Genomic DNA, 16307 nt, shown 5'->3' with positions numbered 1-16307 from the left:
CTCTCAATTCTGTAATACCGAGGACACCAGCAGCTGGGTGTATGGATGATGCGGATCGTCAAGCACGCGGTCGGTCAGCCCACTTTCCACCACCTGACCCTGCTTCATCACCAGCAGGCGGTCCGCCAGCAGGCGCGCAACGCCCAGATCGTGGGTGACAATCACCACCGCCAGGTTCAGCTCCACCACCAGGCCGCGCAGCAGGTCGAGCAGGCGGGCCTGCACGGAGACGTCCAGCCCGCCGGTGGGTTCATCCATAAACACCAGCTTTGGATGGGTGACCAGATTGCGGGCAATTTGCAAACGCTGCTGCATACCGCCGGAAAAGGTGGTTGGCAGGTCGTCAATGCGCGAGGCGGGGATCTCAACCTCCTCCAGCCAGTGCTGTGCGGTGGCGCGGATGTTGCCGTAGTGGCGCGCGCCGGTGGCCATCAGCCGTTCGCCGATATTGCCTCCCGCCGACACCTGACGGCGCAGGCCGTCCATCGGGTGCTGATGCACCACGCCCCACTCGGTGCGCAGCAGGCGACGGCGCTCGGCCTCGCTCATGGCATACAGGGATTTTCCTCCATACAGAATGTCGCCGTTCTGCGGCGTCAGGCGCGCGGAGATAGACTTCAGCAGGGTGGTTTTGCCGGAGCCGGACTCGCCGACAATGCCCAGCACTTCGCCCGGCCACAGCTCAAACGACACGTCGCTGAAGCCTTTTCCCGGCGCATAAAGGTGGGTCAGGTTATTAACCGAAAGCAGCGGTTTCATTGGCCGTTCGCCTCGCTCTGTTGGCGGCAGTAATCGGTGTCGGAGCAGACAAACATCCGTTTGCCCGTATCGTCCAGCACCACTTCATCGAGATAGCTGTGTTTGGATCCGCAGATGGCGCACGGCTCGTCCCACTCCTGCACCGTAAACGGGTGATCGTCGAAATCCAGGCTTTCGACACGCGTATACGGCGGTACCGCGTAGATGCGTTTTTCACGTCCGGCACCAAAGAGCTGCAGGGCAGGCATCATGTCCATCTTCGGGTTATCGAATTTTGGGATCGGCGACGGGTCCATGACGTAGCGCCCGTTGACCTTCACCGGGTAGGCGTAGGTGGTGGCGATATGGCCGAAGCGGGCGATGTCTTCATACAGTTTGACCTGCATGATCCCGTACTCTTCCAGCGCGTGCATGGTACGGGTCTCGGTTTCGCGCGGCTCGATAAAGCGCAGCGGCTCCGGGATCGGCACCTGGAAAATCAGAATCTGATCTTCCGTCAGCGGAGTCTCCGGAATGCGGTGGCGGGTCTGGATCAGCGTCGCGTCTTCGGTTTTTTCGGTGGTGTTGACGCCCGTCACGCGCTTAAAGAAGTTGCGGATCGACACGGCGTTGGTGGTATCGTCCGCGCCCTGGTCGATAACCTTCAGCACGTCCGCTTCGCCAATCACGCTGGCGGTGATCTGAATGCCGCCCGTGCCCCAGCCGTACGGCATCGGCAATTCACGGCCACCAAACGGAACCTGATAGCCCGGAATAGCCACCGCTTTTAAAATGGCGCGGCGGATCATGCGTTTAGTTTGCTCATCCAGATAGGCAAAGTTGTAGCCGCTTAAGTTAGCCATTGGCGCGCTCCCGTTGCAGGCGTTTCAGCAGTTCCAGTTCGGCCTGGAAATCGACGTAGTGCGGCAGCTTGAGGTGCGAGACAAAGCCTGCGGCCTCGACGTTGTCCGCGTGGGCCAGCACGAATTCTTCGTCCTGCGCCGGGCCGGCAATGTGCTCGCCGTAGTCCGGCGCCTGCAGGGCGCGGTCAACCAGCGCCATCGCCATCGCCTTGCGCTCGCCGAGGCCGAATACCAGCCCGTAGCCGCGGGTAAAATGCGGGTCTTCATTCTCTGGCGCGACGAAACCGTTGACCATTTCGCACTCGGTCATCAGCAGTTCGCCGACGCTCACCGCAAAACCCAGCTCTTCCGGCACGATTTCGACGTCGAGATAGCCGCTGCGGATCTCTGCCGCGAACGGGTGGTTGCGCCCGTAGCCGCGCTGTGTGGAGTAGGCCAGCGCCAGCAGATACCCTTCGTCGCCGCGCATCAGCTGCTGCAGGCGGGACGAACGCGAGCACGGGTAGACCGGCGGTACGCGGGTGATGTCATCCGGCTGCGCGCCGGAGTCCTCTTCCGCCTTCGCCAGGCCCTGTTTCGCCAGCAGGCTGAAGACGTGCGGAGACGGTTCCTGTTCGGCGTCAGAGGTACTGAGTCGTGGCGCCTCGCCGTTCGCCAGCAGCGTGAAGTCCAGCAGACGATGGGTGTAGTCGTAGGTCGGGCCAAGCAGCTGGCCGCCGGGAATGTCTTTGTACACCGCTGAAATACGGCGCTCTAAACGCATTTCCGCCGTGTTCACCGGCTCGCTGACTGCCAGACGGGGAACGGTGGTGCGCCAGGCGCGCAGCAGGAAGATAGCTTCCACGTTATCGCCGCTGGCCTGCTTCAGCGCCAGCGCTGCAAGCTCGCGGTCAGCAACGCCGCCCTCGGTCATCACACGGTCAACCGCGAGGTTAAGCTGTTGCTCAATCTGGGCGACGCTCAGCTCGGGAAGCTGTTCATCGCCCCGGCGTCTGTGCTCCTGTAAGGCATGGGCGGCGGCGATGGCCTTTTCGCCTCCTTTGACGGCTACGTACATCAGCACACCTCCACGTGGGTAATCCGCGGGATTGCCAGCAGGCGCTCGCCGCAGGTCAGGATCAGGTCAATGCCGAGCGGGAACGGGTGCGGGCGCTCGGTCAGCTCATGGATGATGCACTCCGGCAGCTGGGGCGCGACCATCCGCTCGTCGGCGATGCCTGCGCCCGTCAGGCGAAGCATGCGGCCACCGCTCAGGCTGGAGACCTGCAGGATCAGCGTGGCGCTGGTTTCCGGTGCGACGGCGCTGCCTTCGCTCAGGGCGTTAAGCTGTTCATGGCTGATCTGTTCGTCGGCGACGGCAAAGACCGCCTGCTGGGGCTGTTCGACCAGCGGCGCGCTGGTGTGAAAGCGCAGGTTCTGGCTGGCGATATCGTTCAGCAATGCGCCTGACAGCCATACCGGGGTGTCGTTGTCCGCCAGCGTCAGCAGCACGCTGGTGGAGGCGAGGTTGAGCGGCAGCCAGCCCTGCGAGAGCTGGTGCAAGGAGACAATCACCCCCGGCTCGCTCATGGCCTTCAGCAGGCGACGGAAACTCTGTTGGGCATCCTGGACGGCCAGGGTAAAAGCAGGTTGAAGCGTCATGCGTTGTCTCCGCGAACGAGCGTAAAGAAGTCGACCCGGCTGGTGTTCACTTCGGCCTGACGCGCGGCAAGGCGTGCGGCGCGGTCGGCTTCCAGCGGGGCAATAAGGGTTTCCATTAACGTCTGGAAATGCGGGTGTTCCTGTAAAAGCGCGTCGATCACCGCGCAGCGCTCGGCGTGCGTTTTGTCTCGCCCAAGTACGTAGCTATAACCCAGCGTGCCGCTGTTAAGGCGGATAGCCGCGCGGGTGAGGGTGGCATCGCCGGCGAAGAAGCGCTCGCCGGTGCCGCCCATGCGTGCCTGGATCTGCACCAGGCCGATCTCCGGCGCGCGGATCGTGTCGTAGTCCGGCGTCAGGCCGAGTGCGTTCATGCGTGCGGCCAGCGCAGCAGGCTGGCTGTGGGCCAGCACGCGCATCCAGCGCTGTCGGGTGGAGGTGTCGAAGTGCATTCAGTGCTCCATGGTGAATTCGATCATGTCGGCGCGGGTGAGGCTGACGGAGTATTCCGTCGCGTCTATCTCGCCGTCACGGTGGTTGAGGGTTCGCACGCAGAGCAGCGGGGCCATATTGGGGATCTCAAGCACCTTGCTCTCTTTCGCCTGCGCGCGGCGGGCGCTGATGCGCGTCTGGGTGCGTTTGAGCGCGATACCCGTCGCGTCCTGAAGGAAATCATGCAGGGAACCGCTGGCGAAATGTTGCAGCACTGGCCAGAGGGTGAGGTCCGCGAAGTAGTGGTCAATCTGGCAGACCGCCACGCCGTTGACCCGGCGCAACGTGCGCAGGTGTACGACGTTGTCACCCTCCTGAATCCCGAGCGCGTCCGCCACGTGGCGGGAGGCCGGGCGCAGTACTGAAAGCAGCTTCTCGCTGGTGGGATGACTGCCCTGATCCAGCAGATTCTGGCTAAAACGCGCCTGGGCGTTGAGCGGGTAGTCAAACGGGCGCATCAGCACCAGCACGCCGACGCCCTGACGGCGCTGGACCCAGCCGCGCTCCACCAGCTGGTCAATGGCGCGGCGCAGGGTGTGGCGGTTCACTTCGTAGCGGTCGGCAAGCTGCTGCTCGGCGGGCAGGTAGTCACCGCAGCGGTAGTGCGTGCGCAGCTCCACTTCGAGCCTGGCCGCAATCTCTTGCCAGCGGGTAGGGTAACTGGTCGGATGTCTGGATAAGTGCATACCAATCAAAGCCTCGCTAATCAGATGAAGTGCTTACGCAAGCGTTGAGAGAGAAAATCCAGCAGGCTGACGGTGACGATGATAAGCACCATCAGGGCGCAGGTTTGCTGGAACTGGAAACCGCGAATCGCTTCCCACAGGGTGACGCCAATCCCGCCTGCGCCCACCATGCCGACCACGGTGGCGGAGCGAACGTTGGACTCGAAGCGGTACAGCGAGTAGGAGATCAGCAGCGGCATCACCTGCGGCAGGACGCCGTAGAGGATCTCTTCGATTTTGTTCGCGCCGGTGGCGCGGATGCCTTCTACCGGGCCGGGCTCGATGGCTTCGACCGCTTCGGAGAGCAGCTTGGAGAGCACGCCGGTGGTGTGGATGAACAGCGCCATGACGCCGGCGAACGGACCCAGGCCGACGGCGACCACGAACAACATCGCAAAGACCATTTCGTTAATCGCACGACAGGCGTCCATCAGGCGGCGCATGGGCTGGTATACCCACCACGGCACGATGTTTTCAGCGCTCATCAGGCCAAACGGAATAGAGAGAATAACGGCCAGCGCGGTGCCCCAGACGGCAATTTGCAGGGTGATCGCCATTTCGCTGAGGTAGTCCTGCCACTGGCTGAAATCCGGCGGGAAGAAGTCGGCGGCGAAGGTCGCCATGTTGCCGGAATCTTTGAAGAGCAGCAGCGGATCCATCTCCGCGCCCTTCCAGGAGATAACGAGTACCGCCAGCAGGATGGCCCAGCTTATGAGCGAGAACCAGCTGCGCTTCGGCGGCGGGAGGGTGATGGTTTGCATGTTGGCTCCTTAATCTGTTCTCCCTCTCCCCCAAGGGAGAGGGGACTTGTGTTACTGCACCGCTTTATTCACGCTCGTCATCGCACCCAGCGCGGCGGTCAGGCGGTCGAGGTCTTCCAGCTGGGCCTGGATTTCAGAGACTTTGCTGGTCTTCTCCTCTTCCTTCAGCCCTTTGTTGTCCTTCACGGCCTGCATCTGCTTAAACAGCGCCAGCTGGCGAATCGGGACCAGCTGCAGATCGCTGGACGCGCGGAACGGTGCCCAGCCCAGACGTTCCAGAACCGCTTTCTCCTCCGGCGTTTTGCCGTAGTTCATAAAGAAGTCGTAGACCTTGTCCTTGGTGCTTTCGGAGAGGTTTTTGCGCCAGACGATCGGGTCGCCGGGGATCAGCGGTGATTTCCAGATGACCTTCAGCTCTTTCAGCTTGTCCGGCGCGGAGGTTTTCAGCTTGTCGAGGTTTTCGGTGTTGTTGGTGGCAACGTCCACCTGCTTGTTCGCCACGGCCAGCGCGTTGGTTTCGTGGCTGGCGTTGACCGTGCGCTTAAAGTCGCTGGCGGAGATGTTGTTTTTCGCGAAGACGTAGTAGCCAGGGACGAGGAAGCCGGAGGTGGAGTTCGGATCGCCGTTACCAAAGGTCAGATCTTTGCGTTTGGCAATCATGTCGTTGAGGTTGTTGATCGGGCTGTCCTTGTTGACGATCAGCACGCTCCAGTAGCCCGGGGAGCCATCTGCCGCAACGGTCTGGGCAAAGACCTGACCGTTGGCGCGGTCCACCGCTTCCATGGCGGAGAGGTTGCCGTACCAGGCGATGTCCACTTTGTTAAAGCGCATCCCCTGGATGATGCCCGCGTAGTCCGGGGCGAAGAAGGCGTTCACTTTGATCCCCAGTTTGGTTTCCATATCTTTCAGGAACGGTTCCCACTGCGGCTTCAGGTTTTGCTGTGATTCCGTTGAAATGATGCCAAAGTTCAACGCTTTTTCCTGCTCTTCGGCGTACGCCGGGCTTAACAGGGTGCTGATGCTGAACATGCTGGTGAAGGCCAGCGCGGCAACGGCTTTGTAGTTCATTTCCATTCCTCGTTATCGGGGCGTTAAGCAGCCTGCGCGCGTTCTTCGACGCGGTTTACGCTGCGGTAGAGATGGTCAAAACGTTCGTTATCAAACTGATGGCTGGCGCCATCGAAGAACACGTGGCCCTGACGCAGGGCGACGATGCGCTCGCAGTAGCGCAGGGCGTAATCCACCTGATGCAGCGTCACCACCACGGTGATGCCGTCGTTCTGGTTGATGTCGCGCAGGGTTTCCATCACGATGCGGGCCGACTCCGGATCCAGCGAGGCGATGGGCTCATCGGCCAGAATGATTTTGGCTTTCTGCATCAGGGCGCGGGCGATAGCGACGCGCTGCTGCTGCCCGCCGGACAGCGTGGACACGCGCTGCTGGGCGAAGTGCGCCATGCCGACGCGGGTCAGCGCCTGTAAGGCTTCCTGCTTCTGTGATGGGGAGAACCAGCGCAGGCAGGTGCGCCAGAACGGGGTGCTGCCGAGCGCGCCAATCAGCACGTTCTCCAGCACCGACAGGCGGTTCACCAGGTTGAACTGCTGAAAGATGTAGCCCGTCCGGGCGCGGCTTTTGCGAATATCGCTCGCCAGACGGCCCGCATGCTGCACGGTGTTACCCAGCAGCTCGATGCGGCTTTCCGGCGTTTTATCGCAGGTAATAAGGCCACTTAAGTGACGCAGAAGGGTGGATTTTCCTGAACCGGACGGCCCCAGCAGCGCCACCATTTCGCCCTGCTGGACGGTCAGATCAACGGCATGCAGCGCCTTGTTGTGATTGAAGGTCTTGCTCAGTTTCTCGACGCGGATGACAGTGTGCATGTGCTGGGCCTCACGATAAATGTGGCCTCATGCTGGCGCATCAATATGACATTTGGGTTAAGTGCAGGTTGCGGGAGTTTGAAGAGTTGAGGGGAGTTTGATGACAGGCGGAGGCAGACCGCCCACCGCCCGAAAATTAGTGCTGCTGCTTAACGACGTTAATCATCCATGGCACGCCGTATTTGTCGGTGACCTTACCGAAGCCGTGCGCCCAGAAGGTTTCCTGCCAGGCCATGTCGATATTCCCGCCATCGGCAAGGTTGTCGAACCAGCGCTTGCCTTCTGACACATCCTGCGTGTCGAGCACCAGCGTGAAGCCCGCGTACTGTGCGCTGCTGCCCGGCGGCAGCCCGTCGCTCATCATGATATCGCTGCCCGCAATGCGAACGTTGGAGTGAGCGATAGCCGAATCCGGAAACTGCATGCCGGACGGACAGCCTTCTTCGCTGTTATCGCTTTTTGGCATTTCGCCGAAGGTGATTTTATAGAGGAGTTCTGCGCCGACGGCCTGCTGATAGAAGGCGGTAGCCTCTGCACAGTTGCCGGCAAAAGAGATGTAGGGACTTAACGGCATAATCTTTACCTCACGTAAGAAAAGCCCGTTAAGTGTAGTTCCCGAAAGCCCGGTAAGCGAAGCGCTACCGGGCGGGTTAAATCAGTTCTTTTTCACGAACTCGGATTTCAGTTTCATCGGACCGAAGCCGTCAATTTTGCAATCGATATTATGATCGCCTTCCACCAGACGGATATTCTTCACTTTGGTGCCGATCTTCAGCATGGAAGAGCTGCCTTTCACCTTAAGATCTTTCACCACGGTGACGCTGTCGCCATCCGCCAGCAGATTACCGTTGGCATCTTTGACGACCAGCGCATCAGCGTCCTGCGCTGGCTCGGCATCATTCCATTCGTGTGCACATTCCGGGCAGATGAACATGCCATTATCTTCATATGTGTATTCAGAATTGCATTTTGGGCAGTGTGGGAGTTGCATGTCGGTATCCTCAAAAGTGTTAACGCGCTGGAAAGTGCCAGCTAAATGACGGCAGAGTGCCGAAAAAGGCGGCAAGTATAACGCAAATCCACACTTTTGTCGGTGCTATTGTGAATTTAAAAAACGCAGAAAATGTGTTGCGAGTGACACTTACTGTCAGTCAGCTAAGCGATGCTAACGTCATTAACACGGTGGAAAGAGAAGTCGCTAAATATATCGAATATTTTATTGCGGCAAATTGCTACGCACCTTCATTTCGGATAAGGTGAAGCAACGCATTGTTATTTATCTTCGAACTTTACTGCCATGCATTTCTTATGTTGGCGGCCTATCCCTCTCTTTTTAGGTGGGTAAATAATGATGATATATCCTGAAGCTTCTTAAAATGGGCCAGGCTTTTTATCTTATGGCTTTCTGGCCTTGAGGAGAGCTTTACACGCCATGCAGGGATAGCCATTTATTTCTGATTATCTTCAATTAGTTATATTTTGGTGAACATGTTTTCCACACGTGATCATATAAGCCTGAACATCATAATTAATACAAGTGGCTTAATAAAAGTAATAAATTTGCGTTAAGGAAAGGCTTTTATCATGCACACACAGACCATTTTTGAATTAAGTCAGGAAGCTGAGCGTTTGTTACAGCTTGCCCTGCAAAATCTCGATACCCTGAAATCAATGCCGACAGCGAAGCTGGAGAGCACGACGGCTGCTATTACAGGTGAAAAGAACAACGTGCTGCCTTTGCATTTTAGTGCGCGCGGCGTCGAAGCGCAGCAGGCAACGCTGAATAATGAATTACGCAAAATAACACGTCTGGAAATGGTTCTGGCTATCGTTGGCACGATGAAAGCGGGGAAATCGACCACCATTAATGCCATTGTGGGTACCGAAGTGTTGCCGAACCGCAACCGCCCAATGACGGCGCTGCCTACGCTGATCCGTCATACGCCAGGTCAGAAAGAGCCGGTGCTCCACTTCTCACATGTCTCTCCTATTGATGATTTGATTCACCTGCTGCAGAAAAAGCTTGGCGATTACGATCGCGGCAAGCTGGCTCTGCAACTGGAAATTGATAAGGACATGAATACGCTGCTGGAGCGTATTGAGAAAGGCGAGGCCTTTGAAAAGCATCATCTCGGGGCGCAGCCAATATTTCATTGCCTGAAAAGTCTCAATGACCTGGTGAGGCTCTCCCAGGCGCTGGGCGTGGCGTTTCCGTTCTCTGAATACGCGGCCATCGAACATATTCCGGTGATTGAAGTGGAGTTCGTGCATCTTGCGGGTCTGGATGCGCACCTCGGGCAGCTGACGCTGCTCGATACCCCTGGCCCCAATGAGGCCGGACAACCGCATCTGCAAAAAATGCTTAGCGAACAGCTAGCCCGCGCGTCGGCGGTGCTGGCGGTGATGGATTATACCCAGCTTAAATCTATATCTGATGAAGAGGTCCGTCAGGCTATTTCGGTTGCGGGGAAATCAGTGCCTCTGTATGCGCTGGTGAATAAATTCGACCAGAAGGATCGCAATAGCGACGATGAAGAGCAGGTCAGGGCGATGATCTCCGGTACCTTAATGAAAGGCACTATTTCGCCTGGCCAGATCTACCCTGTTTCCTCTATGTGGGCGTATCTGGCAAACCGCGCCCGCAACGAGATGAATGCACGTGGACGCCTGCCGGATCATCAGGAGCAGCCCTGGGTGCAGGATTTTGCCGAAGCCGCACTCGGACGCCGCTGGCGTTCGGCGGACCTGGACGATATAAACCATATCCGTCACGCAGCCGATTTGCTCTGGGAAGATTCGCTGTTTGAACAGCCGATACGCAAACTGATTTACGCCGCCTATGCCAATGCCTCGCTATTCGCGCTGCGCTCGGCCTCGCATAAGCTGCTCAACTACGCGCAAAATGCCCGGGAGTATCTCGACTTCCGCTATCAGGGGCTGACGGTGGCCTTTGAGGGGCTGGAACTGAACATCGCGCGTCTTGAAGAGGATATGGCGCTGCTGCAGACGCGCCAGAGCGCGGTGAGCGATGAGGTGAAACATGAAGTTGACCAGGCGCTGAACGCGACCGCGGACTTTATGGAGGCCGAAAAATCGGCGCTTCACCAGGCCGTGGGCCATGTGTTCAGCCCTCAAAATATTCTTGATTTGGCAGGTATTGAGCGGCTGAATCGCCGCAGTGACAAACAGCAAGAGCGGGAACCGCTGGTTCTGGATGATGAAGGTCAGGCGCAGATCGTCCTGAGTAAAATTCGCTCCTCCTGTGAACTCATCATGCTGGATGCGCAGGCAAAAATCGCCCGGGAGCTGGCGTTACGCTTCGATCAGCTGGAATCTACGCTGGCGCGCTCGCTGAATGACGCTATCCGCCCCATTGAAACGCGTATAAAAGAGCATCTGAGCCATGCCGGCTTCCGGGCGCGGATCAGCTTCCCGGCCTTTCAGGCAAACCAGCTTGACTTCAATACGCGCGCGCTGTTTAACGATGCCATTGCACAGGATAACCGCCCGGCAGGTCAACTTTCCGCCGGGAGCAGTATGCGTGAAACCGTTTCGCGTTGGCTCAATAATCCGGGCTGGGGCTGGGATGAGTATGTGGTCACGCGCACGCACTATGTTATCGACATTGCGCAACTGCATGACAAATTTAAGCAACATATTGATCAGTTTTGTGAACAAATACGTAAAGCTTTATCCGCGCAGGTCGATGTCTCTGTTACGGCCGGAATGGCGACGTTCTTTGCAGAATTTTCGTTATGCCTGACCGGGTTACAGGAAAGCTTGCGTGATAGCCTCGCAGTGCGTCAACAAAATGAGCATTCAACCCGAGCGCTCAGCCAGCTGTTGAAGCAAAGCATTACGACTGCGACGTGGATTCAGGAAGATACCCGACTGTTACGCGATGACATTCAAACTCTATTCGCAGCAGAGCAACCATGACAACACAGCTACTGGACGGTCCCGGGCGGACGCTGGAGTGTATTCATCCCAGGTTTATGGTCGATCTTGTGCAGGGCGTGGACGCGGCGCGCCATCCCCATCTGGGGCCGCAGCAGCTGCAGTTTCGTGAACGTTTGACTCAGGAGATCATGACGCATACCCGGCTACGGCCCTGGGCGATGGCGGGAATGCTTAACGAGAACGCGGCCCTGCGCCTGGGGCTGGCGGAAAAACTCGCCGGCATGTTGGATCCGGGCCATCTTGCGCTGACGCTGATGGCCGATAAACTGACTGCACTGTGCCAGCAGGCTCACCTGCGCGCTCAGCCATCTCCCGGCCTGCTTGAACAGTATGCGGAGCTCTCCTCTCATTTTACCCAACGTGCCGCCTATAAAGAAAAGGCGCTGACCCAGCGTGGACTGACGGTACAGGCGGGCGAGCACAGTGAACAAATTTTCACCCGCTGGCGAGCCGGTCACTATGATGGCTGGTCTTTAGCCGGGCGCTGCTTCATTGTTCTGGAAGAGCTGCGCTGGGGAGCATTTGGCGATGCCTGCCGTCTGGCGAACAACGATGTGTCGGCAATGCTCAAGGATAATTTACGCAGCATGGCCGCCAACTACCTCGCGCAGGGCATCAATGCGTCTCCCACAACGCGCCATTTCTATCATCAATGGCTGACCACACCCGCTTCGGCGGGTTTAATCGATCACAAAGACATGCTGGGCTGGCTGGGCGACTGGTGTCAGGCGGATATACACCCGGTGAGTTGGTCAGTGACGCAAAACTGGCAGACCGTCGCGCTGGGTATGCCGAGGCTGTGTTCGGCAAAACGGCTGGTGAATGCAATGGTGGAAGAGATTTTTGGTTGAACCCCTCATCCTGACCCTCTCCCCCCAGGGGAGAGAGGATGGCTGGCGCGGTGCGTTAGTGATTCATTTCTAACGGTTTCGGTTCAGGCGGGATCTCTTGCACATTTCCGTAGCGTTTCGCGTATAGCGCCGTGATGATGGGCACCAGGATTGCGGTGACAATCACGCTGGCGGCAACCAGTGCCGTCGCGGACGCGGCCACCGGTTCGAAGGCCGGGTTAATCTGGGCGATAATCACCGGGTTTGCAACGGCAGCGCCTGCGGCTGAAGAGGCGGCGACGCCCGCCGTGCCGTTTCCTCCCCCGATTACGCGGTCAGCAATGATCAGCGGAATACCGGTGATGATGATAACCGCGATACCCAGCACAATCCCCAGCAGTCCCGTATCCAGAATCACGTTCAGGTTGATGGTGTTACCCAGCGCAAAGCCAAAGAATGGGATCAGCACCGGCGTGGCTTTGCTGAAGAAATCACGCAGATCGTGATCCAGATTGCCCAGCGCGAAGCCGATCAGGAATGGCAGGATCGCGCCGACAAAATGATGGGGCTCAAAAGAAGCCAGGCCAGCGGATCCCAGGATCAACATCGTCATGAGCGGGCCGGACTCCAGAGACATCAAAACAAACGCGCCGGACTCCTCTTTCGTTCCGTACTGGTTCATCAGGCTGGCATACAGCCCGCCGTTGGTCATGTCCATCGCCGAGACAATCGCCAGGACGGATAACCCGGCGAAGAAACCGGTCTGAATTCCATTTTCAGGAATGAACATCGCGCATATCATTGCGACCACCCAGGCAACCGCTATTTTGGTTATCACCAGCGTTCCGGATTTGCGTAATACGGTACCGGTTGCCCGCAAATTAATGGATGCGCCGATACAAAAGAACCAGACCGCCAGGATGGGAACGGTACCCGTAATCATCCCCTTTGTGAAACCACCAAAATAAGCCCCGGTTTCAGGTGCTAATGTATTCAAAATAGCACCGAGTACCAGCGGCACCAGCATCATACCACCCGGTATGCGTTCTATCGTGGCTTTAATCTTCATCTCTAACCCTCACAATTTCGCCTCTCATGGTGAGCGGCAGGTGCGAATAAAAAAATCAATAAATTCAATTTGATGAAGGGTGCTCTTGATGATTGGTTTGTGATAACCCTGCACCGAAATTCAGTTAGCGCTCTCGTTTCCTCTCGTCAGAAAACATGCGTCGCTATGTTTCAGGAATTATCATGCGATCGATGGAATATTGATTCAATGAAAATAAAACGGTGTTTTAGTTATCTTCATCACATATTGCATGTAAACTTTACGGCGCGTTGTGAGAGCTGAAAACTTATGTAAATCTCTTGTAAAAAATATGGCTTTTTATTCTGTTGGGAAAAGAAAAAAGATGAGGGCGAAAATGGGGGCTCTGGAAGGTTGAGAAAGTACTTATTTGCGGTAGTTGACAAAAACTGTCTTCACCTGACTCAGTATAAATATATGTGTGAAGTTGATCACAAATATAAACGCTGGTAGGGTAAAAAGGTCATTAACTGCCCAGACAGGCGTCAACAGGTTCGGTTGTATCGACGGAAAACGTCAATGTAAGTAAACCTGCTACGCTTGAAGATGGAGGTTCGCACGGAGCGGATCTCGGGTTCACAGAGTGCGAGTTGGCTGTGGAACGGACAGGGCTAAGTCTACGAGGAAAGCTATGCTAAGAAGGAAAAAGGTTAAACCCATTACGCTTCGCGACGTCACCATTATTGATGACGCTAAACTGCGTAAAGCGATCACCGCCGCCTCGCTCGGTAATGCGATGGAATGGTTCGATTTCGGTGTCTACGGCTTTGTTGCCTATGCATTAGGTAAAGTGTTCTTCCCCGGTGCTGACCCAAGCCTGCAGATGATTGCCGCGCTGGGTACATTCTCCGTTCCTTTCCTGATCCGCCCGCTGGGTGGTCTGTTCTTCGGTATGCTCGGTGACAAATATGGTCGCCAGAAAATACTCGCTATCACCATTGTCATTATGTCGATCAGTACGTTCTGTATCGGCCTAATACCGTCCTATGCCACGATCGGCATCTGGGCACCTATTCTGCTGTTGCTCTGTAAGATGGCGCAGGGCTTCTCCGTCGGGGGCGAGTATACCGGGGCGTCGATCTTCGTCGCGGAGTATTCCCCTGACCGTAAGCGCGGCTTTATGGGCAGCTGGCTGGACTTCGGTTCGATTGCCGGGTTCGTGATGGGCGCGGGCGTCGTGGTTCTGATTTCAACCGTGGTCGGTGAGGAGAACTTCCTCGACTGGGGCTGGCGTATCCCGTTCTTTATCGCGCTCCCGCTGGGTATTATCGGTCTTTACCTGCGACATGCGCTGGAAGAGACACCTGCGTTCCAGCAGCACGTTGAGAAACTGGAGCAGGGCGACCGCGAAGGGCTGCAGGACGGCCCGAAAGTGTCCTTTAAAGAGATCGCGACAAAGCACTGGCGCAGCCTGCTGACCTGTATTGGTCTGGTGATTTCCACCAACGTCACTTACTACATGCTGCTGACCTACATGCCGAGCTATCTGTCGCATAACCTGCACTACTCGGAAGATCACGGCGTGCTGATTATTATCGCCATCATGGTGGGTATGCTGTTTGTACAGCCGATTATGGGTCTGCTGAGTGACCGCTTTGGCCGTCGACCGTTTATCATCCTGGGTAGCGTAGCGCTGTTCGCGCTGGCGATCCCGGCGTTTATTCTGATCAACAGTAACGTGCTGGGTCTGATTTTCGCGGGTCTGCTGATGCTGGCGGTGATCCTGAACTGCTTTATCGGGGTGATGGCATCCACATTACCTGCGATGTTCCCGACGCACATTCGTTATAGTGCGCTGGCGGCGGCGTTCAACATCTCCGTTCTGATTGCCGGCCTGACGCCTACGCTTGCCGCCTCTCTGGTGGAAAGCACCCAGAACCTGATGATGCCAGCCTACTACCTGATGGTTATTGCGGTAGTCGGCCTGGCGACCGGCCTGACCATGAAGGAGACGGCGAACCGTCCTCTGAAAGGGGCGACGCCTGCGGCATCTGATATTCAGGAAGCGAAAGAAATCCTGCGTGAGCACTACGATAACGTTGAGCAGAAAATTGAGGATATCGACGCAGAGATTGAAGAGCTGCAGAAGAAACGCTCCCGTCTTGTTGATCAACATCCACGCATTAACGAGTAATAAAGAAAACCCGCCAACGGCGGGTTTTCTTTTATTAGCATCCGGCGGCGATGTAGTCGCCGTTGGCGCTAATGGGGATGACGGTCAGGAACAGGACGGTCGCGAACAGGATCAGGATGATACCTCCGGCAATTTTAACTGCCGGCACCAGCCACCTGAACGCGCTATCTCCCCCGAACCATGCCACCGTGCGTTCACGGGCATAACGAACCGCCAGTGATAGCCCCATAATAGAGAGTGCCGTACCTAAAGACATGGTCATAACGGCCGCCATTCCCCAGGTGACAATGCCCAGCGCGTTCGAAAACATCAGAATCATGATTGCACCGCTGCACGGACGTGCGCCAATCGCCAGAATGACGCCCAGACGCGTTTTCCAGTCACCTTGTGTCAGATCTGCGCCCACGCCGTGATGACCACAGCCACAGTGTTCATCGTGCTGATGAAGGGGAGTGATGGCTGAGATCCTCATTCTTTGAGGCCGCAGGCTTTTCAGCGCCTGGTAAATGATGAAAGCACCAAATGCGCCAATCAGCACGGCGCTTATCTTCTCGACATACCAGCGGCTGGTGCTGATATCCCCTGACGCGAGGTTAAATCCTACTGCCAGAATAAAGACAAACAGAATGGCGCTGACGCCCTGCATCAGGCTGCCAAGAAAGGGAACGGTGCGTGCGGCCAGTTCGCTCTCCTTATTTGTGCTCAGGTAGGTTGTCACGATGAACTTCCCGTGCCCCGGCCCAATGGCGTGAAGGACGCCATAAAAGAAAGCGCCTGTTAAGAGCCATAATCCACCGCTGTACTGGTTGTTATTAAGCTGCAGTAGATACATCACCAGATAACGGTGCAGCGTAATCTGCGTGGCAAGGCACCACTGGATAAAGGCGTTCCAGTGCGCATGCAGCGTAAAAGCGGCGAAGAGGATGGTCAGCAGCATCAATCCGGCCGTAGGGAGGCGCCAGTCGCGAGGCAGGCGTTGTGTATTCATCAGGGGGAGCTCTGCGGAGAAGAATATTTGCCGCTAGTATAGTTGATCTTCTCTTTCAGTTCGCAGGATCGCATCAGGATCTTGCTGTAATTGTGGATAAGTCTGTGCGTAAAAGGGTATAAAGCGGGGTTTTGCTGGGGAATACAGCAGTCAGTCATTTTTTTGCAACTTTTCTGTTGCGGGCTGCGGAGAACTCCCTATAATGCGCCTC

General features: G+C 56.7%; 16 protein-coding genes. 3 read left to right on the top strand and 13 right to left on the bottom strand.

What is annotated here, in order from left to right; genetic code table 11:
- Positions 1 to 3 precede the first annotated feature (3 nt).
- The 11 genes from phnK to INF73_RS04825 form a co-directional block, all read right to left on the bottom strand.
- Entirely contained in the window at positions 4 to 759 is a 756-nt protein-coding gene (gene phnK, locus INF73_RS04875) for a phosphonate C-P lyase system protein PhnK (protein ID WP_048210808.1), read from the bottom strand.
- Positions 756 to 1601, bottom strand: coding sequence for an alpha-D-ribose 1-methylphosphonate 5-phosphate C-P-lyase PhnJ (gene phnJ / locus INF73_RS04870; RefSeq protein ID WP_193540813.1), 846 nt, complete (start codon positions 1599 to 1601; stop codon positions 756 to 758). The genes phnK and phnJ overlap by 4 nt, the downstream gene beginning before the upstream one ends.
- Positions 1594 to 2658, bottom strand: coding sequence for a carbon-phosphorus lyase complex subunit PhnI (locus tag INF73_RS04865; protein ID WP_193540811.1), 1065 nt, complete (start codon positions 2656 to 2658; stop codon positions 1594 to 1596). Before INF73_RS04865 ends, phnJ begins: the two co-directional genes overlap by 8 nt.
- Positions 2658 to 3242, bottom strand: coding sequence for a phosphonate C-P lyase system protein PhnH (phnH, locus tag INF73_RS04860; protein ID WP_193540808.1), 585 nt, complete (start codon positions 3240 to 3242; stop codon positions 2658 to 2660). Before phnH ends, INF73_RS04865 begins: the two co-directional genes overlap by 1 nt.
- On the bottom strand, positions 3239 to 3691 hold the full coding sequence (gene phnG / locus INF73_RS04855) for a phosphonate C-P lyase system protein PhnG (protein ID WP_028015211.1): 453 nt from the start codon (positions 3689 to 3691) through the stop codon (positions 3239 to 3241). The genes phnH and phnG overlap by 4 nt, the downstream gene beginning before the upstream one ends.
- Positions 3692 to 4417 carry a phosphonate metabolism transcriptional regulator PhnF gene (gene phnF / locus INF73_RS04850; protein ID WP_193540806.1) on the bottom strand — a complete coding sequence of 242 codons (726 nt, stop codon included), beginning with the start codon at positions 4415 to 4417 and terminating at the stop codon, positions 3692 to 3694. It abuts the gene before it with no gap.
- A gap of 20 nt (positions 4418 to 4437) precedes the next feature.
- Positions 4438 to 5217, bottom strand: a complete 780-nt coding sequence (gene phnE, locus INF73_RS04845; RefSeq protein WP_023331823.1) for a phosphonate ABC transporter, permease protein PhnE — start codon at positions 5215 to 5217, stop codon at positions 4438 to 4440.
- A gap of 51 nt (positions 5218 to 5268) precedes the next feature.
- On the bottom strand, positions 5269 to 6285 hold the full coding sequence (gene phnD / locus INF73_RS04840; protein WP_028015214.1) for a phosphonate ABC transporter substrate-binding protein: 1017 nt from the start codon (positions 6283 to 6285) through the stop codon (positions 5269 to 5271).
- Positions 6286 to 6308: 23 nt separating this feature from the next.
- Complete coding sequence (gene phnC / locus INF73_RS04835; protein ID WP_193540804.1) at positions 6309 to 7097, bottom strand: phosphonate ABC transporter ATP-binding protein; 789 nt, start codon at positions 7095 to 7097, stop codon at positions 6309 to 6311.
- A gap of 136 nt (positions 7098 to 7233) precedes the next feature.
- Entirely contained in the window at positions 7234 to 7671 is a 438-nt protein-coding gene (gene yjdN / locus INF73_RS04830) for a VOC family metalloprotein YjdN (protein WP_028015216.1), read from the bottom strand.
- Positions 7672 to 7752: 81 nt separating this feature from the next.
- Positions 7753 to 8088, bottom strand: a complete 336-nt coding sequence (locus tag INF73_RS04825) for a zinc ribbon domain-containing protein YjdM (RefSeq protein WP_028015217.1) — start codon at positions 8086 to 8088, stop codon at positions 7753 to 7755.
- Between the two features lie 593 nt (positions 8089 to 8681).
- On the opposite strand from INF73_RS04825, the gene crfC reads away from it, so the two are divergent.
- Both crfC and INF73_RS04815 read left to right on the top strand, forming a co-directional pair.
- Positions 8682 to 11036 carry a clamp-binding protein CrfC gene (gene crfC / locus INF73_RS04820; RefSeq protein WP_193067156.1) on the top strand — a complete coding sequence of 785 codons (2355 nt, stop codon included), beginning with the start codon at positions 8682 to 8684 and terminating at the stop codon, positions 11034 to 11036.
- Positions 11033 to 11908 carry a diguanylate cyclase regulator RdcB family protein gene (locus INF73_RS04815; protein WP_193540802.1) on the top strand — a complete coding sequence of 292 codons (876 nt, stop codon included), beginning with the start codon at positions 11033 to 11035 and terminating at the stop codon, positions 11906 to 11908. The genes crfC and INF73_RS04815 overlap by 4 nt, the downstream gene beginning before the upstream one ends.
- Before the next feature lie 55 nt (positions 11909 to 11963).
- On the opposite strand, the gene kdgT is transcribed toward INF73_RS04815, so the two are convergent.
- Entirely contained in the window at positions 11964 to 12956 is a 993-nt protein-coding gene (gene kdgT / locus INF73_RS04810; protein WP_059357329.1) for a 2-keto-3-deoxygluconate transporter, read from the bottom strand.
- Positions 12957 to 13605: 649 nt separating this feature from the next.
- Between kdgT and proP the strand changes: the two genes are divergently transcribed.
- Entirely contained in the window at positions 13606 to 15108 is a 1503-nt protein-coding gene (proP, locus tag INF73_RS04805) for a glycine betaine/L-proline transporter ProP (protein WP_041911505.1), read from the top strand.
- Between the two features lie 34 nt (positions 15109 to 15142).
- On the opposite strand, the gene INF73_RS04800 is transcribed toward proP, so the two are convergent.
- Positions 15143 to 16096 (bottom strand): nickel/cobalt transporter, encoded by a 954-nt coding sequence (locus INF73_RS04800; RefSeq protein WP_150145291.1) that lies wholly within the window; start codon positions 16094 to 16096, stop codon positions 15143 to 15145.
- Positions 16097 to 16307: the final 211 nt, after the last annotated feature.

Source organism: Enterobacter cloacae complex sp. P6RS (assembly GCF_014982245.1).
GTDB classification, from domain to species: Bacteria; Pseudomonadota; Gammaproteobacteria; order Enterobacterales; family Enterobacteriaceae; genus Enterobacter; species Enterobacter bugandensis.
This window is presented reverse-complemented; position numbering and strand designations above follow the sequence as displayed.